General features: G+C 36.5%; 18 protein-coding genes and 1 pseudogene. 15 read left to right on the top strand and 4 right to left on the bottom strand.

The genetic code is table 11. The features are described 5' to 3' along the window. Positions 1–107: 107 nt before the first annotated feature. The 4 genes from IGJ53_RS09945 to IGJ53_RS09930 all read left to right on the top strand — a co-directional run bounded on the left by IGJ53_RS09945 (position 108) and on the right by IGJ53_RS09930 (position 5,144). Positions 108–1,787 carry a hypothetical protein gene (locus IGJ53_RS09945; RefSeq protein WP_010733417.1) on the top strand — a complete coding sequence of 560 codons (1,680 nt, stop codon included), beginning with the start codon at positions 108–110 and terminating at the stop codon, positions 1,785–1,787. Between the two features lie 5 nt (positions 1,788–1,792). Continuing rightward, positions 1,793–2,032: a hypothetical protein gene (locus tag IGJ53_RS09940; RefSeq protein ID WP_010733418.1), complete on the top strand. Its 240-nt coding sequence runs from the start codon at positions 1,793–1,795 to the stop codon at positions 2,030–2,032. 37 nt (positions 2,033–2,069) lie between these two features. Further along, on the top strand, positions 2,070–3,560 hold the full coding sequence (locus IGJ53_RS09935; protein ID WP_010733419.1) for a Mur ligase family protein: 1,491 nt from the start codon (positions 2,070–2,072) through the stop codon (positions 3,558–3,560). A 357-nt stretch (positions 3,561–3,917) separates the two neighbouring features. After that, positions 3,918–5,144: an LCP family glycopolymer transferase gene (locus IGJ53_RS09930; RefSeq protein ID WP_010733420.1), complete on the top strand. Its 1,227-nt coding sequence runs from the start codon at positions 3,918–3,920 to the stop codon at positions 5,142–5,144. Between the two features lie 117 nt (positions 5,145–5,261). On the opposite strand, the gene IGJ53_RS09925 is transcribed toward IGJ53_RS09930, so the two are convergent. Further along, positions 5,262–5,732, bottom strand: a complete 471-nt coding sequence (locus IGJ53_RS09925) for a TspO/MBR family protein (protein ID WP_002310332.1) — start codon at positions 5,730–5,732, stop codon at positions 5,262–5,264. 277 nt (positions 5,733–6,009) lie between these two features. Here IGJ53_RS09925 and IGJ53_RS09920 point away from each other — a divergent pair, with 277 nt between their 5' ends. Together IGJ53_RS09920 and IGJ53_RS09915 are read left to right on the top strand one after the other, a co-directional pair. After that, on the top strand, positions 6,010–7,557 hold the full coding sequence (locus IGJ53_RS09920; RefSeq protein WP_010733421.1) for a carbohydrate-binding protein: 1,548 nt from the start codon (positions 6,010–6,012) through the stop codon (positions 7,555–7,557). Between the two features lie 158 nt (positions 7,558–7,715). After that, a complete protein-coding gene (locus IGJ53_RS09915) occupies positions 7,716–8,294 on the top strand; it encodes a lytic polysaccharide monooxygenase auxiliary activity family 9 protein (protein WP_002315302.1) in 579 nt (192 codons plus the stop codon). A 171-nt stretch (positions 8,295–8,465) separates the two neighbouring features. Here the strand turns inward: IGJ53_RS09915 and rlmD are convergent, their stop codons facing one another. Next, a complete protein-coding gene (gene rlmD, locus IGJ53_RS09910; protein ID WP_002343015.1) occupies positions 8,466–9,848 on the bottom strand; it encodes a 23S rRNA (uracil(1939)-C(5))-methyltransferase RlmD in 1,383 nt (460 codons plus the stop codon). 106 nt (positions 9,849–9,954) lie between these two features. On the opposite strand from rlmD, the gene recX reads away from it, so the two are divergent. The 3 genes from recX to ntdP all read left to right on the top strand — a co-directional run bounded on the left by recX (position 9,955) and on the right by ntdP (position 12,550). Continuing rightward, entirely contained in the window at positions 9,955–10,752 is a 798-nt protein-coding gene (recX, locus tag IGJ53_RS09905; protein ID WP_010733422.1) for a recombination regulator RecX, read from the top strand. Continuing rightward, on the top strand, positions 10,745–11,923 hold the full coding sequence (gene mutY / locus IGJ53_RS09900) for an A/G-specific adenine glycosylase (protein ID WP_010733423.1): 1,179 nt from the start codon (positions 10,745–10,747) through the stop codon (positions 11,921–11,923). Before recX ends, mutY begins: the two co-directional genes overlap by 8 nt. A 93-nt stretch (positions 11,924–12,016) precedes the next feature. Further along, complete coding sequence (gene ntdP / locus IGJ53_RS09895) at positions 12,017–12,550, top strand: nucleoside tri-diphosphate phosphatase (RefSeq protein ID WP_002310342.1); 534 nt, start codon at positions 12,017–12,019, stop codon at positions 12,548–12,550. A gap of 81 nt (positions 12,551–12,631) precedes the next feature. On the opposite strand, the gene IGJ53_RS09890 is transcribed toward ntdP, so the two are convergent. Further along, on the bottom strand, positions 12,632–13,066 hold the full coding sequence (locus tag IGJ53_RS09890) for a GNAT family N-acetyltransferase (RefSeq protein WP_010733424.1): 435 nt from the start codon (positions 13,064–13,066) through the stop codon (positions 12,632–12,634). Positions 13,067–13,206: 140 nt separating this feature from the next. Here IGJ53_RS09890 and IGJ53_RS09885 point away from each other — a divergent pair, with 140 nt between their 5' ends. Both IGJ53_RS09885 and IGJ53_RS09880 read left to right on the top strand, forming a co-directional pair. Further along, positions 13,207–14,325, top strand: a complete 1,119-nt coding sequence (locus IGJ53_RS09885; protein WP_010733425.1) for an AI-2E family transporter — start codon at positions 13,207–13,209, stop codon at positions 14,323–14,325. A gap of 127 nt (positions 14,326–14,452) precedes the next feature. Beyond that, positions 14,453–15,829 (top strand): hemolysin family protein, encoded by a 1,377-nt coding sequence (locus IGJ53_RS09880; RefSeq protein ID WP_002315296.1) that lies wholly within the window; start codon positions 14,453–14,455, stop codon positions 15,827–15,829. Here the strand turns inward: IGJ53_RS09880 and IGJ53_RS09875 are convergent. Further along, a pseudogene (locus IGJ53_RS09875) lies at positions 15,792–16,446 on the bottom strand (transposase); the annotation flags it as partial. The gene IGJ53_RS09880 and the pseudogene IGJ53_RS09875 overlap by 38 nt on opposite strands. Positions 16,447–16,970: 524 nt before the next feature. Between IGJ53_RS09875 and IGJ53_RS09870 the strand changes: the two are divergent. The 4 genes from IGJ53_RS09870 (at position 16,971) to IGJ53_RS09855 (ending at position 20,011) form a co-directional block, all read left to right on the top strand. Further along, the gene (locus IGJ53_RS09870; protein ID WP_010733426.1) at positions 16,971–17,180 is read left to right on the top strand and encodes a class II bacteriocin; all 210 of its coding nucleotides are present in this window, start codon (positions 16,971–16,973) and stop codon (positions 17,178–17,180) included. A 22-nt stretch (positions 17,181–17,202) separates the two neighbouring features. After that, the gene (locus tag IGJ53_RS09865) at positions 17,203–17,472 is read left to right on the top strand and encodes a bacteriocin immunity protein (protein WP_010733427.1); all 270 of its coding nucleotides are present in this window, start codon (positions 17,203–17,205) and stop codon (positions 17,470–17,472) included. Positions 17,473–17,895: 423 nt separating this feature from the next. Further along, positions 17,896–19,476 carry a peptide chain release factor 3 gene (locus IGJ53_RS09860; RefSeq protein WP_438750153.1) on the top strand — a complete coding sequence of 527 codons (1,581 nt, stop codon included), beginning with the start codon at positions 17,896–17,898 and terminating at the stop codon, positions 19,474–19,476. 289 nt (positions 19,477–19,765) lie between these two features. Then, positions 19,766–20,011, top strand: coding sequence for a hypothetical protein (locus tag IGJ53_RS09855; protein WP_010733428.1), 246 nt, complete (start codon positions 19,766–19,768; stop codon positions 20,009–20,011). Positions 20,012–20,026: the final 15 nt, after the last annotated feature.

Here is a 20,026-nt window from a genome sequence, read left to right as displayed (position 1 = left end):
TAAGAAAGAAGCCGTTGCGGCAAGCAGTTCCGTATCTATGATTTTTTGATAAAAACGGATGTTCAGATTTTGTTTGCCGCAACTTCTTTTTAATATGAGGTGATTGAGTGCTAGTTAAGACAAAAGAAAGCTATTTGCCAGCAATCAAAGAAATGATAGAACCAATTGAAACAAATGTATCAAAACAATTGATGATCGTCTCTACAGGAGATTTTACGAATAGAGGAAAGATCTTTGAATTCTACGGCAGTAATTTTGATATGATTTGGCGGAATTTTTTGACAGCTTACCATGTCAATAAGCTGGATCAGGCGACTTATTTAAGAATCGACATTGCTATTGAAGAAGAAAAAACCAACTATGAGCAGTTTATACAGCACTTAAAAAAAATCAGAAGAAATAATTACATTGATTTCAATGTAAGAATTGATGGGCTAAGAAAAAGAAGTTTCTTAAAAGAAGAACTGGTAGCAAATGCGATCATCAAACCTAGTAAAACACATAAAGTTGGGAAGAATCTTCCTGATTTAAGAATCGACGCTCAAAATTACCGCAGTTATGTGAAACGCAAGTATGGTCGTGAAGAGACAGATCTCAGTTACTTGGAGCGTTCTGCGTTCTATTACTTTAAAACAAAATCTTTTTATTTTGAAGACGGTCATATTTATCCTTTGCAAGATTACGGTAATGGAAATTGCTTACGGGAAGTTTCATATGAAAATTTATCAGAAATAACAGATCTAGTGATCGAAAAAGGAAGTATATATCTACAAAACCAGCTAACTGCTACAGGAAAATTTATTTACGGATATTATCCTTGTTATAATCAACTGCTTAAAGGTTACAATTCCGTGAGACACTTTTCGTCTTTATATGCGCTAGCCGAAGCAGCAGAATACTTTTCAGATGAAAAAATGCTCTCAGAGGTTGAAAAGGGTTTAGATTGGGGGATTGAAAATCTGACTTCGGAGACTGACGGTTATTTTTTAATCAAGGATTATTTAAACACAGAGATTGAATATAAGCTAGGAGCACAGGCTACAGCAATCTTAGCTTTTTCAAAATACATCGAACAAACAGGTGATGAACAATACGTTCCAATCCTAAATCGTCTGATAGAAACTGTTTCCGCTAAATTTTTAACAAATGAGCATCGAACGATTCATGTACTTAATGCACAACTAGAAACGAAAGAAAAATTTCGGATCATTTATTATGATGGTGAAATTTTATTCTCTTTGCTTCGAGCATATGAGATTTTAGGCAATAAAGAAGTTTTTGCTATATGTCAAGGTTTGATGGACCAGTTCGTAGCGAACGACTATCAAAAATATCATGATCATTGGTTAAGTTATGCGACCAATGAAATGCTGAAACATAGCCAGACAGAAGAATATTATCGCTTCGGTATAAAAAATGCGTTAGATAATATCGACTTTATTGATAAAAGAGATACTGCTTATCCTACGATGCTGGAATTGCTTGTCGCTGCTTCAAAAATGATGAGAAAATTGGAGTTCAGCACGTGGAGAAAAACGATCTTTGCTGAAGAAACTGACTTCTATAAGGTAAAAGAAAGAATAAATACAGTAATGAAAAAAAGGGTGAGACATGAAATCACTACAGGGGTCATGTTCCCTGAATTTGCTCAATTCTTCAAAGAACCAGAAACAATAAAATATGGCTTTTTTGCACGTCATGATCGTTTTCGTATGAGGATCGATGATGCAGAGCACTTTTTATCAGGATTGATTAACTATCGAATGTATGATCAAAAGAAGGAGTGAGAAGAATGGTTGGATTCATTCGCTTTGCTGCATTAGCTGCATTTGGTGTTTTCTATTTAGGTCTTAAAATACGTCGGAAAAATGATCAAAAAAATAATCTGAAAGAATCAGATTTAAGTCAATATAAGAAAAATGAAGAAGGGTTGTATCCTTGGGAAGTGGATCAAGATGATTCTCCGAAAAGGATCGAAACGAATGCCTCCAGATATGTAAACCAAGCAAGGCCAAGAAGAGGCAGGTGGTAAGCCATATAGAAAAAACAAGAAAAACAGGAGGAGAGTTATGACTTCTATACATTCATTATTAGTTGATATGGATGGCCATTATTTAAAGAAATATGGAGATTTAGATAGAAATATCCAAGATGTTGAATATTTCTCAGGCCACTTAAAACGAAACGTGGATTATTCTGATACGATGTTTGTTTGTGTTTCGCCAGAAAGAAGGAGTTACGTCAATCGAAAGGTCGTGAGATGGCGAGATGGAAATGAACAAATCATCGGAAAAGAAAATTGGTTTGGTGTGATCGTCACTGAAAAACCAATCATGGATCCGTCAGTGACGACACCACAGTTCATCGTAGAAGATAGTTGGAAATTTTTATTGGAATTATCCGCGAAATTGCGGTCCTGTTTTGTAAATCCGGTTGTTGCGATTACCGGGTCAGCAGGGAAGACTTCTACGCGAATGATGATCACTCATTTGCTTCAAGAAGATAAAGTTTTGGAAAACAGGGGAAACCACAACGTTCGGTTTGCTGTTCCTTTATACATGAGTAAATTACTTTCTAATCCTGATGTCTTGAATCTTGAAGTTTCTGTCAATGCTTTGAATTCATATGATACAGGGTCGATGTCTAATTTGATACAACCAGATATTGCTATTGTGACTTCAATTGGAGAAGCACATCTTAGTTCTTTAAAAGATACAAAAGGAGTAGCAGTGCATAAAGCAAAAATTTTCGAAGGCCTGAAACAAGATGGAATCGCCATCATCAATGGAGATATAGGAAAAGAAGAATTTTCAATTTTAGTAAGCGCTGCTGAGAAAAGAACCAGCAAAATAGTGGTCTATTCATTACATGATGCTTCAAGAGATGTTTTTGTGAAACAAATCTCACAAAAAAGAGAATATTGCGAAGTCCTAGTTTCTTTTTTCGGAGATGATATTTTATTGAAACTTGCAGTTTCTTCAGAAGGGATGATCGCTAATTCATTGGCTGCGTTGATTGTAGCAAAAGAACTGAAAAAAGATATTTCTCCATATATAAAAAAATTTGAGACATTCAAACCACTACCTAAGATATTGGAACGTACGATTTATACATCAGAAACAGGGACAGACTTCACCTTTATTGATGATACGCATAACGCTTCATTGCCTTCCATGAAAAATGCAATCAATTACTTTGATGGGATACAACCATTTTATAAAGGAAATAAAGTCTTGATACTTGGACAAATCGCTGATTTAGGCGATTCAACAAAACAGATCCACCGCTTTGTACAAGAGGAGTTAAACCAATCGGCTGCCACGCATATTTATGGTTATGGGGAACATTTTAAATTGCTTTTTGAAGAAGGACAGAAAACAGACGATCGGCTTCAATGGTTCGATTCACTTCAGGAATTATGCACTGATCTGGAAACAAAACTAATAGAAGACAGTTTAGTTTTAGCAAAAGGATCAGTTACTGGAAGTGATTTTCATGAAATCGGCAAATATGTGCGTCAGATCGGAAACAAGCATAATATGAAAAGTCAGACTTTATAGAAGGTATTAGGGAAACGCCATGTTAGTCTGAACAGAGTGGAGAGGAATCGTTAAAATTACGGGAAAGGAGTGTGGCAGGTCGATGTCACACTCCTATTTTTGTGAAATACTTGGTTGTTCAATTTTTCTAGCAAAAAATGCATAAAAAAAGATAAAACGGTTGTAAACTGCGTATATTCGGGCTTTCGAACTTTTTCGTGGTGTGGTATGATAGTTAAGAATTTTGAGAAAATTTTTAAAAGAACGGTTATTATACAAGAATTATTTTTTAAAGTTTTCTTATGATTAAAAAGTGAATTTGCTGATTGAACAGTTGTATGAGACAATATTTTAGAAAATGTGAGACAGAGGTGTACTATGAAGCGATGGCAAAAAGTTCTATTAACCTTATTAGGTATACTCGTTTTGCTGATAGCCGGATTATCAGCATACGGTATCAGATTTATGGGAGAAGCGAGCCAAACAGTAAACAAAATATCTAAAAACTCTAATCGAATATCTTCCAAACGTTCTGAGAAAGTAAGTATTGATGACAAAGAACCGTTTTCGGTTTTGCTATTAGGTTTAGATACCGGTGGATTAGGAAGAACAGAACAAGGGCGTTCTGATACGATGATGGTAGTAACAGTTAATCCGAAACAAAAAAAATCAACGATTATCAGTTTGGACCGAGATATTTATACGAATATCGTAGGGTATGGAACGGTAGATAAATTAAATCATGCCTATGCATTTGGTGGCGTCGAAATGGCCATGGATTCAATTGAACAACTGCTTGATATTCCTATTGATCATTATGTAACCATCAATTTGGACGGTATGGAAGATTTGATCAATGCGGTCGGCGGCATCAAAGTGAATAATAAAATCGACTTTACGTTGGATGGTGTCCATGTACCAGTAGGTGAACAAACATTGGATGGAGAAAAAGGATTAGCCTATTCCCGAATGCGGCACGAAGATCCAGAAGGAGATATCGGGCGGCAACGTCGTCAGCGGGAAGTAGTGACGAAAATCGTCAATAAAGTTTTAAGTTTAGATGGCGTAAGCAATTATAGAAAAATTTTAAAAGCAGTCGAAAACAATGTGACAACGGATTTGGATTGGGATGACATGCTTGATGTAGCAACAAATTACACGGCAGCATTCGAAACGATCAAACAAGACCAGTTGCAAGGTGAAGGTCAAATGATCAATGAAGTCTACTATCAGATTTTAGGACAAAACGATCTTCTTTCGATTCAAAATGAACTGAAGAAACAATTAAATATCAAAACAAGCGACACATTACCTAATTTGAAAAATGAGAATGCTTCAATGATGTTCTTTGATGATTCGGAAGATGCCGATTCGACAACCGGTGATGGATCGAATAGTGAAGGATACACTGATTATTCTTCCTATTCAGAAAACACCTATGATCAGTACCAAGATCCGAATACCTATTATCAGCAAACAGAAGATACAAGTCAGTACTATACACCAAGTCAAGATACTCAAAGTTATGATCCTTATGCTGGACAGGAACAAAATGGTTATGGTTATGACCAGAATAATGAGTATGGAACAACAAGTGGGTACTAGAAAAAAATAGTTTGGTTAATAAAGAGTGCCACCTAAATTAGACAAAACAATCTAACTTAGGTGGCACTCTTTCTATGTGTTAAATATACTTTTTAACAAGTTTTCACTTATTAGCACTTAGTTTAAAAAATAAATCGAATAATTCAGTAGAGTTGCGAATAGAACCCATAAATAATATGGAATCATGAGCCACATGACTAGGCGATGATGCAACCATAATTGATACATAAGCACTGACAAGAAAATAACCAAAAGTGTAATATCGATTGCTGCAACGAAGATATTTCTTAAATTAAAAAATAGAGCAGTCCATATGAAATTAAAAATGAACTGAATCACAAAAAGACCTACAAGGTTGTTTCGCTGTTTTTTGTTGTTGTGATTAAGCAACAAATAAAGAGAAATCCCCATCAAAATATACAACAAGGTCCACATTGGTCCAAATATCCAACTAGGTGGTGCAAATGGCGGAAGTTGTAAAGAATAGTAATATTCTCCAGGATTTCCGCTAAGCAATCCTGATAAAAAGCCTAATATGACAATTCCTATAACACAAACCCAAAAACGAATATCTTTTATCATCTTCATTCTATTAACTCCTTTCTATAATAATATTTTACATGAAGAATCACAGCAATACCTCTATTTAGTTTGTGAAGTAAGAATAATGGAGTAATATTGTTATTTAAAAAAGTTAAAAATTTGTTTATATGAATCATGAATTTGAAAAAGATCGTATTAAATAATTCTCATGTTTTTTTAAAATTCGTTATTTCCTTGTGTTTTTCTGTTACAATCTACATTGTAATCGATTACATAAAAGCTTGTTAGAAGTAAAAAATTATACATAGGAAGGTTGATAAATATGAAAAGAGGTTTACGTAAAATACTTACTGGGGCGGCACTCAGCACGATGCTTTTTTCTCCTGCATTGCTGATCCAAGTACAAGAATCATCTGCAATCGAACAAGCAGTAGCGACTAATCCCGATTTTGGAGTAGGACAAGGAATTGAGTGGCCAAAACAAGTAGTTGCTCCTTATGTGGATATAACTGCTTATTCTTCTGATGAAGAACTATCTAATAATGGTGCATTGAACTTAGCAGCTGTTGCTCAACAAACAGGACAGAAATTTTTTAAATTAGGTTTTTTACAGGCGAGAGGTATTAGAAATGGTCGAATTGATTGGGCTTGGGGTGGTTTTAATGGTCTAAGTGAGATTGATAATGACGAATGGCAGTATGAAGGAATCAAAAAATCTATCCGGGAATTACGTCAAAATGGCGGAGATGTAGCTGTTTCGTTTGGCGGACTGAATTCAGGAGCATTTTGGGAGGTCACTCAAAATCAAGAACTTTTATATGATGCCTATATGGAAGTTATTCAAGGCTATGGATTGACACGTGTAGACTATGATGTCGAAGCCGCTGCGATGGGATATGAAGCGAATTTGGCAAATGCAAAAGCGGTAAAGAAAGTTCAAGAAGCAACTGGTGTAGAAGTAGCGTTGACCTTGCCAGTCATGGATACTGGCCTGATTTCGACCGGATTAGCAGTGTTACAAGCTTATCTGGAGGCAGGCGTAGATTTGGCAAATATCAATCTAATGACGATGTGCTACGGAAGCAGTGTACCAGATTATGCCCAAGGATCGCTTGATGCTGTGGATAATACAATGGTGCAGTTAAAAGAGTATTATCAAAGATTTATGGGAACGACTTTGACGACAGAACAAGCATATGCTAAATTAGGAACCACTCCATCAATCGGATTTGAAAGTGAAGCTCATCCATACTTTACAGCAACGATGTTGAATCGAGTCGTTCAGCATGCAAAAGAACGAAATATTGGGATGGTTTCCTACTGGTCAATGAATCGAGATTCAAAGGTCGATGGAGGACAAGGACAAGTCAATAACCGGTATGAATTTTTAAATGTGGCACAACGTTTTACAGATGACACACCTCTTCCAGAGGACAAAGAAAAACCAACTATTCCAGAGAATTTTAAAGCAGAATTGGTGACATCTAGGCGTGCTGCGCTAAGTTGGTCACCTGCGACAGATAATGATTCTATTGGAAAGTATAACCTTCGATTGATTGGAAACGAAGAAATAGTTGAAAGAAGCACAATAGATATCAATTATACTTTTGAGGATTTAAAAGCGAATACAACTTATACAGTGGAACTTACAGCAGAAGACCGTTCTGGTAATATTTCGGATAAAACAACATTGACGTTTACAACATTAGCGGACAATGAAAGTGAATATCCAGTATGGGATCCTGAAAAAGTTTATGCGGCTGGCGATCGTGTTGTATACGAAGGCATCATCTATGAAGCTAAGTACTGGACTCAAAACAATAATCCAAGTGAATCTGGAGAATGGGGACCTTGGAGACAGATTTCTTGATTCATAGATATATATGAAAAATAAAATAAAAAATGTAAACAGGAGTTTTATTTAGCTCCTGTTTCTTTTTATTTTAATATAAAATTATAAAAGCATAATGTTTGCGCTAATATAATAAAGCGTTTACAATATGTTTATCAAATGAAGGAGGTTTCTACATGAAAAAGATTAGTACGTTATTGTTTATCGGGTTAGTTAGTTTAGGGTTGTTCGGTTTCAGCATTCCAGGTTTCGCACACGGTTATATTACTTCTCCTGGAAGCCGTGCATACCTAGGAACATCAGCAGCAGGGAATCTAAACCAAAATGTCGGAAGAGCACAATGGGAACCGCAAAGTATCGAAGCTACCAAAAATACATTCATTGATGGAAAAATCGCCAGTGCAGGAGTCAGCGGATTTGAACCTTTAGACGAACAAACATCTAACAGATGGCATAAAAATATGGTCAATCCAGGAACATTGAATATTACTTGGAATTTAACAGCACAACATCGGACAAGTACTTGGGATTACTACATTACCAAGCCAAATTGGAACCCTGATCAACCTTTGAAATTTAGCGATTTTGAATTGATCACAAAAATAGACGACAAAGCAACCGTACCACCAAAAACAGTCAACCAAACAATTACACTTCCTCAAGACCGCAAAGGATACAATGTGATTTTAGCAGTATGGAATATCAGTGATACGACAAATGCATTCTATCAAGTGATTGACGTGAATATCCAATAATAATCAAAAGGGCTGTGACAAAAAACGTGTCACAACCCTTTTTTTGAATAAGCAGTGTTCGCCTGCCAACTCCTCGGTCACAAGTGACAATAGTCATCAAACATGAGAAGCTGTTTTTTGAAATTGTTCCTTATGACTCGGAACTAATGGCAGGCTCACGCCTTCTCTCATTTAATCAGCAAGTCTCGTCATCTTCACGACGACTTCACAACGTGCAGTCTGAGGAAACATATCAACAGACTGTAAATATTCAACATTGAACTTTTTACTTAAATGGACCAGATCTCTGGCAAGTGTAGAAACGTTACAGGAGATATAAACAAGTTTTTTTGGCGGAAATTTCAGTAACGATTGAATCAATGCGTTATCCAAACCCGTACGTGGCGGATCTACGATGATACCATCTGGCTGAAAACCTTCATTCAACCATTTAGGTAGAACTTGTTCGGCTGTACCGACTTCATATCGAGTATTGTGATACCCTAATCTTTCCGCATTTCTTTTTGCATCAGCGATTGCTTGAGGAACGGTATCCATTCCTCGGACTTCTTTGACCTTTTTTGCTACACTTAAACCAATCGTACCAACACCGCAATAAGCATCTACGATTGTTTCATCAGGCTGGGCATCTAATGCTTTGATTCCTTCACCATAAAGCAGTTCGGTCTGCTGAGGATTCAACTGAAAGAAGGCGCGAGGAGAAAGATCGAAAGTCACTTCATTGATTTGTTCTTCAATGGCTTCTTTTCCCCATACGTGGATCGTTTCATCCCCCATCACGAGAGATGTTTTTTGTGCTTGGACATTTTGCATGATCGAAACAACTTCGGGCAAGCGTTCATTGATCTCACGAATCATTGCGTTTTTTTGTGGGAATTTTTTACTGCGAGTAATAAAAACGACTTGCAGCTCTCCAGTTTTGACACCGATTCTGACCATGATCGTGCGGAAAATACCACTGTTTGTCCGTTCATCATAGATGGGTGCATCAAATTTATTCAATAGTTGAACAACAGTATTCATCACTTTTTGTGTTCGGGGTTCTTGTACCAAACAGTCTGTTATAGGAACTAACTGATGCGAGTTTGCTTCATATAAACCCGCTTCGGCCTTTTGCGTTTGTTTATTTTTTCGTAATTGAAATTGTGCTTTGTTTCTATAATGCCATGGATCATCCATCCCAATCGTCGGTAACAACTGGTAGGATCGAAAGCCTGCTGGTTTGAATTTTTCCAATGCTTGCAAGAGTAGATCCTTTTTAAAATCCAATTGTGCTTGATAGGCTAAGTGTTGTAATTGACAGCCACCGCATTCATAATAAACAGGACATGGCGCCACTACGCGATCTTTGCTTGGCTTTTTGACTTTTATTAATTCTCCTTCTGCATAACGAGGAGTTGCTTTCGTGATTTTGACTAGTACTTCTTCTTTTGGTAGTGCATACGGAACAAATATAATCAATCGTTTGAAATAACCAATTCCTTCGCCATTTATGCCTAAACGCTTGATTTTCAAAGGAACCGTTTGTCCATTTTTGACAATTGTTTCTGCCATAAGTATCTCCCTTTTTCTTTTTTCTGTGGTTTATTCTAACATATAATACCTGATTACGGGGATTTTCTATGGTATGATAGAGAATATATGTTCGAGGAGGATGTTTATGTTAACCGTTACGAGAATCAGTAAAGGCAAAGGCCCTTTCTATCGCGTAGATTTATCTGAAGGAAAAGCTTTACAAGTATCTGAAGATGTATTAGTACGCTATCGTTTGTTAAAAGGACGGGAATTAGACGAAGAAACTATCCAAGAGATCAAGAAGAGCAGTGGAGCTGATTTCGGATTTCAGCTAGCAATGAATTACTTAAGCTATCAATTACGGTCGGAAAAAGAAATCCGAACATACTTAAAAGAAAAGGAAATCCTTCAAGAAGATCGAAATAAAATCGTAGCCCGCTTAAAAGAATTGGATCTTGTCAATGATTTGGTCTATGGGGAAAGTTATGTGCGCACGAATATGCGCTTAAGTGACAAAGGTCCAAAAAAATTGTCACAGCAAATGCAGCAAAAAGGATTAAAACCAGAGATTATTGAACAGGCGCTCGCCCAGTATACAGTTGAAGACCAAGTTCAAAATGCACGTCAAACGGCTGAAAAAACATTTGGAAAAAATCATGGGAAAAGCCAAAAAGAATTATTGCGGAAAATCCAACAAACTCTGATGACAAAAGGTTTTTCTCAAGAAGTGATCCAACAAGCGATGGCTGATCTTCCGCAAGAAGTAGACCAGGAAACAGAATATGATTATTTAGTCAAACAAGGGGATAAACTATGGCGAAGAAATTCAAGATTTGAACCTAAAAAAAGAAACCTAAAAGTAAAACAAAGCTTATATCAAAAAGGATTTGATTTGGATATGATCCAGCGATTCATTACGGAAAAGGAAGAGGAAAGTGAATAAAGAATGGGAAAAATGGACAGACGAAGAAACAAAAGAATTTCAAGATCAGTTCATTCGATGGTATGAACAAGAAAAAAGAAACCTGCCATGGCGCTACAACCGGGATCCTTATCGTATCTGGATCTCTGAGATCATGCTCCAGCAGACCAGAGTAGATACAGTGATCGATTATTTTTATCGCTTCATGGAATGGTTTCCTACAATTGAAGAATTGGCAACTGCTCCAGAAGAAAAGCTTTTAAAAGCTTGGGAGGGGCTTGGCTATTACTCAAGAGCCCGAAACATCCAAGCAGCTGCTAAACAGATCATGTCTGAATTTGACGGAAAAATGCCGCAAACGCCTGAAGAAATCAGCTCATTGAAAGGAATAGGCCCCTATACGACAGGAGCGATAGCAAGTATAGCATTTGGACTTCCAGAACCTGCAGTTGACGGTAACGTGATGCGAGTAGTCAGCAGATTGTTTTGCATTGAAGCAGATATCGCCAAAGCTTCCAGCAGGAAAATCTTTGATGAAGCGATGCGGAAAATCATTGATGAAACTTATCCAGGTGAATTCAACCAAGCAATGATGGATCTAGGCTCAGCTATCTGTACACCAACTTCTCCAAAGTGTGAAGCTTGTCCGATCCAAGCCTTTTGTTTAGCCAACAAACGAGGAATCCAAACGAGCTTTCCTGTAAAAACAAAAAAAGCAAAGCCAAAAGACGTTTATTATATCAGTGCGGCTCTTCAAAATCATTCTGGAGCGTATTATTTTGAAGAAAGAGATAGCCAAAAACTGCTAGCAAATATGTGGACATTTCCAATGATGGAAGTGACACAAGAGGAGTACGAGCGATTGAAAAAAGGATGGGAAGCAAAACAGGAAGTCGATCTGTTTGATGATCTAGTAGCAGAAGACGGAAAAGAGCTTCCCTTCGAAAAGCAGGAACTTTTTATTTGGCAGACACGTCATTTAGGAGAAGTTACTCATGTCTTTAGTCATCTGAAATGGCATGTCCTCCTTTTTTACGGACGGGCAACCGAGGAAGCAGAACAGGAATTTACCGAGAACAAAACTTCGAAGTGGTTGAAGCCTACTGCATTTGATTCGGTCGTTTTTCCTAAGGTACAAATGAAACTAGTGGAACAGTTGGAGAAAAATCGAAACAATAGGAATCCTTTCTAGGCAAAGCTCATTTTTATTGATATAATAATTATGATGTCGGTGTAATGAACACCCAAACACAAAGCACAAAATGCTGCTTAAGGAAGGGTTGCTATGGGAGTTCCAAAAGAAGGAGAGTTTGTGACGATCCAAAGTTACAAGCACGACGGCAGATTGCATCGAACGTGGCGAGATACCATGGTATTGAAAACAAGCGAACACTCTATGATCGGCGTGAATGATCACACATTAGTCACTGAATCTGACGGACGCCGATGGGTAACGCGCGAACCAGCGATTGTGTATTTTCATAAAAAATACTGGTTCAATGTAATAGCAATGATCAGAGAAAAGGGGGTTTCCTATTATTGTAATCTAGCTTCACCTTTTTTGCTGGACGATGAGGCCTTGAAATATATCGACTATGACTTGGATATCAAGGTGTTTCCTGACGGCGAGAAACGACTATTGGATGTCGATGAGTACGAGATGCACAGCAAAATGATGAATTACCCGAACGATATTGACTTCATCCTAAAAGAAAATGTGAAGATTCTGGTTGACTGGATCAATAATGGAGATGGCCCGTTCTCAGAAGGCTATATTGATATTTGGTATGACCGTTACAAGCAATTGTCGCGTAAGTAAACGCAAAAAAGAACAGTAAGCCAGTGAGAAATCTTTCTCAAAAGCTTGCTGTTTTTTTGTTTTTTTTTTTCGAAAAATTTTTTATAAAGTCTTTTTCATATAAATGTGAGGCATGCCAGCGTCTTCAAAAGGCTCACCGTAAGCTATGTAACCAAGCTTTTCGTAAAAAGCTTCCGCTGTAGACTGCGCTCCTAATAAAATCGTATTATAGCCTTGATTCTTAGCAAAGGTTTCTGCTTCTTCAATCAATAGTTTACCTAAGCCTTGGTGTCTGTATTCAGAAAGAATCGCCATTCGCTGTAATTTCATTTTTCCGTTTTCTAAAGGCAAAAGACGTACAGTTCCTTGCGGTTCTTTTTTTTCTGAGTACAAGACGAAATGGATGCAATGTGCTTCATCTTTATCTATTTCTCGAGCCAGAGGGACACCTTGTTCGACTACAAAGACTTGATGTCTGATTCTTACAGAATCTAAGTAAATATTGCTCATTGTATCTTTTGTTTGTACAACTTTCATGGTCTAGCCACCTTCCTTTCGTATAGTATACTGGAAAATAAAATAAATAAAAAGTATGGAAAGTTTTCAAAAATAAAAAAGAATAAAAGAATTTTTAGCGAATATAATATATACTAGGAAGAAAGAAAGGAGGAAATCTATTGTTTGAAAAACTTAGACAGTCTAAACTAATGTTTTGGTCGCTTGAATTATTGATCATAGCTGCACTGATCATGATTTCATCAGAAATAAATTTTATTTTTGAACCGATCGGGACATTTTTTTCCACGTTATTTGCACCTGTACTGATTGCAGGCTTTCTTTACTATTTGCTGAATCCTATCGTCAAGCTGCTGATGAAAGCAAAAATCAAAAGAATATGGGCTGTCGCAATTGTGCTGCTCCTTTTAGTTGCAGCAATTATTTGGATTTTACTCAGTGTCATTCCAAGTCTAGTACAGCAAATTTCCTCATTGGCATCCAATATGCCTGATTTTATCAAACAGGTCGAAAGTTGGTTAAAAGAGGTAGCCGAATTGCCTGTGTTCAAGGAAGTTGATATCAATAAATATTTTGAACAATTAGATATTTCTTACGGGACGATCATTCAACAATTCCTTAGTGGCGTTTCCAACAGTTTAGGTTCGATCGTTGGAACGATTGCTTCGGCAACCGTAGTGATTATTACGGCACCCTTCATCTTGTTCTATATGTTGAAAGATGGTGAAAAACTAGTGCCAAACATCCAACAGTTTTTCCCGGAGAAAAGAAGAAATCAAATTGTGGAATTATTGGGACAGCTGAATAAAACATTAGCTAATTATATTAGTGGACAAGCAATTGAATGTCTATTCGTCGGCACTTTTACATTTTTAGGATATATGATCATCGGTGTAGATTATGCTTTCTTGTTTGGGGTCATTGCAGGGTTGACGAACCTGATACCATATTTAGGACCTTATCTAGGGCTAGCACCTGCATTTTTAGTGACGATCTTCAACGATCCGATAAAAGCATTGCTTTGTTGTTTAGTTGTACTAATCGTCCAACAGTTAGATGGAAACATCATTTATCCGAATGTAATTGGGAAATCACTGAAGATCCATCCACTAACGATCATTATCGTCCTTCTAGTAGCAGGAAACATTGCCGGATTGCTTGGTATCTTCTTAGGTGTTCCTTTTTACGCAATTTGCAAGACGATCATTTCCTATATAATCAAAATCATCAAGGAAGATAAACAAAATGAAAACAAGAAAAAAATTGCTACGACCTCGTAGATAGTTTTAGTACACTTGTTTTTATTGCAAAGAAAATTGCTTTGTGATACCATTTTAACGTGGCTATAGTGCCACGTTTTTTTCTATCGTAAACTAAAAATTAATTTTATAAGGAGAGAATGCGATTATGAATGCTGACCCTGAGAGTCAGTCGCTGTTAGCGCAGATTTTATTATTGATCGTTTTGACATTGATCAATGCTTTTTTAGCAGCTTCCGAAATTGCTGTTGTTTCGATCAATAAGAATCGAATCGAGCAAAAAGCTGATGAAGGAGATGTGAAATCTCAAAAGCTTTTAAAAATATTGCAGAATCCAAATAATTTCCTATCGACAATCCAAGTAGGAATCACTTTGGTCAACATTTTGTCTGGTGCGTCACTAGCGAATACTTTATCGGAACGGTTAGCTCCGGTATTAGGTGGCGGTACAGCGGCAAAAAATATTGCAAATATCATTGTGCTGGCTATTTTGACCTATGTATCGATTGTTTTTGGAGAATTGTACCCTAAACGTATTGCTTTAAATAAATCAGAAGAAGTCGCAAAGTTCACTTCAGGGCTGATACGCTTGATCGGCGTAGTAGCTAAGCCCTTTGTCTGGTTGCTTTCTGCTTCCACAAGTTTGTTGGCACGTATCACACCGATGACCTTTGATGATGAAGATTCAAAAATGACCAGAGATGAAATGCGTTATATGCTTGAAAACGAAGGTGTATTGAACAACGAAGAATTGGAAATGCTCCAAGGGGTTTTTTCTCTTGATACGAAAGTTGCCCGAGAAGTAATGGTCCCACGAACGGATGCATTTATGATTGATATCAATGACACTGTGGAAGAAAATGTGAATGAAGTTTTATCTGAAAACTATTCAAGAATTCCTGTCTATAATGAAGACAAAGATAAGGTAGTTGGAATCCTTCATACAAAGAATTTACTAAAAGCAGCCCATAAATTTGGCTTTGATCATTTAGATATCAAAAAAATCATGCAGGAGCCTTTATTCGTTCCTGAAACGGTCTTTATTGATGATCTATTATATGAAATGAAAAAGACACAGAATCAAATGGCTATTTTATTGGATGAATATGGCGGTGTCGTTGGTTTAGCAACATTAGAAGATCTTTTAGAAGAAATCGTCGGAGAAATCGATGATGAATCAGATGAAGTTGAGAATCTTTATGAAAAAATCGATGAACACGAATATATTATCCAAGGACGAATGCTGATTGATGAATTCAATGAAGCTTTTGACAGTGATTTGCATATGAGTGATGTAGACACGATGGCTGGTTATTTGATTACAGCGTTAGGCATGATTCCGGATGAAGGCGAAAAGTTATCGTTTGATGTCGATAATATTACGCTGGTTTCTGAAGAAATGGAAGGTTCTCGAATCCTTAAAATCCGTGTCATTTTTCATGATCCGGAAGAAACAGAAGCAGAACCTGAAGAAGAACGCAGATACTTCAGAAAAGAATTCGAAGATGACGAACCAAGAAGATAATTAGAAACTTGGTTATAAAAGAGAAGACGAGAGTGGGACAATAGTCCTTTCTCCAAAAGAAAACAAGTCCGATTTTGATGGTTAATTTCAAAATCGGACTTGTTTTTTCTTCTTTGCGTCTCTTCCTTTCCATGTATTTCCCTAATTTTCTTAAATTTAATGCCATGAGTGCCAAGCCAATGTCAATCTTGGCTCCTTGTTTCCCTCGTAAGTGGAAACGTTGGAACGCCAAATAATCCTTTAGATGTCCAAACACTGGTTCGACATCGATTTTCCGTTTCCGATAGATCGAACCTGTTTTTTCCTCTAAAAGCTTCTTTTTACATTCTGCTTTGAAATAACGCCATGTATTATTCACTAAAATTTGTCGGTTTCACTCACTTTTTGCTTTCGTACATTGACTACGAACAGGGCAGCCTCTATAGGTCTTTTTATTTTCTTTATGATAACTAGCATAGATAATTAATGGCGTTTTATGCAAGATATCGTTGTTATACATATAATTTTCTTCACTTCCATAGCCGGCATCCGCTACAATATACTCGGGTAATTCGTTGTGTTGTTCCAAAAAGCTGTCTAAAAACGGTTTTAAAGTTTTTTGTATCTGTTGGATTTGGTCACTTTAATCTTACAGGGATGAGTGCTTTTTGTGTACCTTGAAATCAAAAATAGTAGGGCAATAATCAGATTTTTTTCTGACTATTGGCCCACTCTCATTTTTGTTTAAAAATTAAAACTGCAATTTCTATCAATTTTGAGGAAGTGAAATTCTGGATATTTTTTTGCTACATAGAGATACTACAGATACTTTCACTATTTTTTAGTAGGCAGCTGCTTAAGCATTTCTGTAAGATATATTAAGAGTACGCTTTAAACAAAACTATATATTTATCTTTTTCAGAAGAGTTTGTGTGTAAAATGGTTAGTCTAGTTATAGAAATTTGTTCATAACGTAATGAATTCTCTAGAATATAGGTAATAAATTTTCTTTTATATTTTGAATACAATAAGTGGGGGCAAAACTCTCATCAATTTATTTAATAGACTGCAATTATGCTCTCAAATTAACTTTTTATGATATAATTATCAAATTTTTCTGAAAATTATGTATAGTTGTTTCAGAAAGAGGAGGCATTAATTTATGAAAAGAAAATTATTTAGTTTAGCTCTTATCGGAATGTTTGGGTTAGTAGTGACAGGTTTTGGTACAAAAGTTGATGCAGCTACACGTTCATATGGTAATGGTGTTTATTGTAATGATGATAAATGCTGGGTGAACTGGAATGAAGCAAATCAACAAATCGCTGGAATTGTGATTAGTGGTTGGGCTTCTGGTTTGGCAGGTGCATAATTTTTTGTAGTTAGGAGTTATTATGTCTAAAAAAAGTGATGAAGTGAATACTATTCTTAAACTGACTGATTTGGCGTTGAATGATGCTGAGATTAGAAGTGATCAACAGCTAACTTATTTGTTGATTGAGATAAAAAAAGAAGCTTTAAAAGGCAAAGTTTTTTATGATTATAAGAGAGAATTATCGCGATATGTCAGTGGGTTTTCTAGAAGAAATCATTTTCGTGTTCCTGAAGTTCTGCTAAAATTAATGGCAATCATAAAAACGCCTAAGGCTTGGTCAGGACTTTGAGTTGTAAGAAGAGATATATTATTTTTATAATAGAGTGGGGCGACAGTCAGATTTTTTTCTGATTATTGTCCCACTCTCGTCTTTTCTTTAGTCAGCTGACAAAAATATTTGACTCTTATGATTTGGTGGCTTTTTCATTCGCAGAATCCATGCTATACTGATTCAGTTGTAGTAGTTAACAGAGGTTGTGAAAAAGCTGTCCTGTATCAAGTAATAAGAACTGCCAAGCAAAAACAGCTTTTCCTGTTTTTGGTTTGGTGGGGCTTGTGACCACAGATGCAAGCTTTTAAACACTGTTTACTCGGAAAAGGGACGGCGACACGGCTTTTGTCACAGCCCTATATGAAATTGTCTTTCCTTAAGAGAATAGACAATTTGTCTAGAAAAATATAAATAATTGAATGGAAGAAATGGAGTTAGGTTATGAATAATCCAGAATTAAAGCAGCAAGTGGACAATCGCAGAACGTTTGCGATCATTTCCCATCCGGATGCGGGGAAAACAACGATTACAGAACAACTACTATTGTTTGGTGGAGCTATCCGTCAAGCCGGAACTGTAAAAGGAAAGAAAACAGGTAATTTTGCCAAATCGGATTGGATGGAAATCGAGAAACAGCGTGGAATATCTGTCACTAGTTCTGTTATGCAGTTTGATTATCAAGGAAAACGAGTAAATATCTTGGACACTCCAGGACATGAAGATTTTTCTGAAGATACTTACCGTACTTTGATGGCCGTGGATAGTGCGGTCATGGTAATCGACAGTGCCAAAGGGATCGAAGCACAGACAAAGAAATTGTTTCAAGTGGTTAAAAAACGTGGCATCCCGATTTTTACTTTTATCAACAAACTAGATCGTGATGGTCGCGAACCATTAGAACTGTTAGAAGAATTAGAAGAGTTATTAGACATCGAGTCTTATCCGATGAATTGGCCAATTGGTATGGGAAAAGGTTTAGAAGGTCTTTATGATATTTACCATAATCGTGTAGAGTTTTATCGTCCGGAAAATTATCAAGGAGAACGTTTAGTAGAATTGGATGAAGATGGTCTGCTTCCTGATAATCATCCTTTAACTGAAAATTTCTTGTATGAACAAGTCTTAGAAGAAGTAGAACTACTCAAAGAAGCTGGAGATGCATTTAATCAAGAAAAAATTGCTCGTGGCGATCAAACACCAGTATTTTTTGGTTCTGCATTAACTAATTTCGGTGTACAGACTTTTTTAGAAACTTTCGTTGAATTAGCACCAGCTCCTTATGGGCATAAAACACAAGATGATCAGATGGTAAGTCCTTATGAAGAAGAATTTTCAGGTTTCGTATTCAAGATACAAGCAAATATGAACCCAGCCCATCGTGACCGAATCGCTTTTGTCCGAATCTGTTCTGGAACATTCGAGCGAGGAATGGATGTCTGGTTAGAACGTACAAATAAAAAATTGAAATTAAGCAATGTTACGCAATTTATGGCAGATTCGAGAGAGAATGTCGAAAAGGCAGTAGCAGGTGATATTATCGGTGTATATGATACTGGTAATTATCAGATTGGGGATACGTTGTTCGAAGGTAAACTAAAAGTTGCTTATGAAGAACTTCCTTCATTTACTCCAGAGCTGTTCATGAAAGTGACTGCTAAAAATGTTATGAAACAAAAATCCTTCCATAAAGGAATCTATCAATTGGTTCAAGAAGGAGCAATTCAGCTTTATAAAACATATCTAACGGAAGAATATATCATTGGGGCTGTTGGTCAGCTGCAATTCGAAGTATTCCAATATCGTATGTTAAATGAGTACAATGCAGAAGTCATCATGTCTCCGATGGGACACAAAATTGCTCGCTGGATTGATCCGGAAGATTTGGATGAGAAGATGAGTTCAAGCCGTAATATCTTAGCGCGTGATCGTTTTGATCAGCCGTTGTTCTTATTTGAAAACCAATTTGCAGAACGGTGGTTTGCGGATAAATATCCTAATGTAAAATTAAAAAGTTTGATGTAAAGAGGCTGTAAAAAAATACGCTGTATCAAGTAATAAAAAAAGCCAAACAAAAACAGTTTCTCCTGTTTTTGATTTGGTTGAATACCGTTTACCAAGAAACCATAAGTCTGCCACTCAGTTTCAAGTGCAAATAAAAATTTTGAAAATACATTCTTATACTTTGTTGATAGCCGTGACGGATTTTCCGTTACGGTTCTTTTTATCATTTAAAACTATAAAAAATGTCTAATCTAAAAAAATATAAAAATTACTTTGCGTACATACTATTAAAGAGAGGAGAGTTTGTGAAATGGAAACAGAATGGCAAAGGCGTCAAAGAAAAAAACAGAAAAAAGCAGAAATGTTGCGATTATGTCGATTGTTGGATGTAAAAGACTGGGACAAAAACGAGCAGATCGCACAAGAAGTGAGATCAATCATCCAGAAAGAAGAAAAAGTAAAAAATAAAGATACGAGTAGTTCCAAAAATGAAAAGAGAAAGACACAAAAGAAGCGTAAAAAAAATAAAGATCCAGAAAGCAAAAGAAGCAAATGAGGCGTGAATCGTCTC

It is taken from the genome of Enterococcus sp. DIV1283b (assembly GCF_051710965.1).
Classification (GTDB): Bacteria; Bacillota; Bacilli; order Lactobacillales; family Enterococcaceae; genus Enterococcus_B; species Enterococcus_B lactis.
This window is presented reverse-complemented; position numbering and strand designations above follow the sequence as displayed.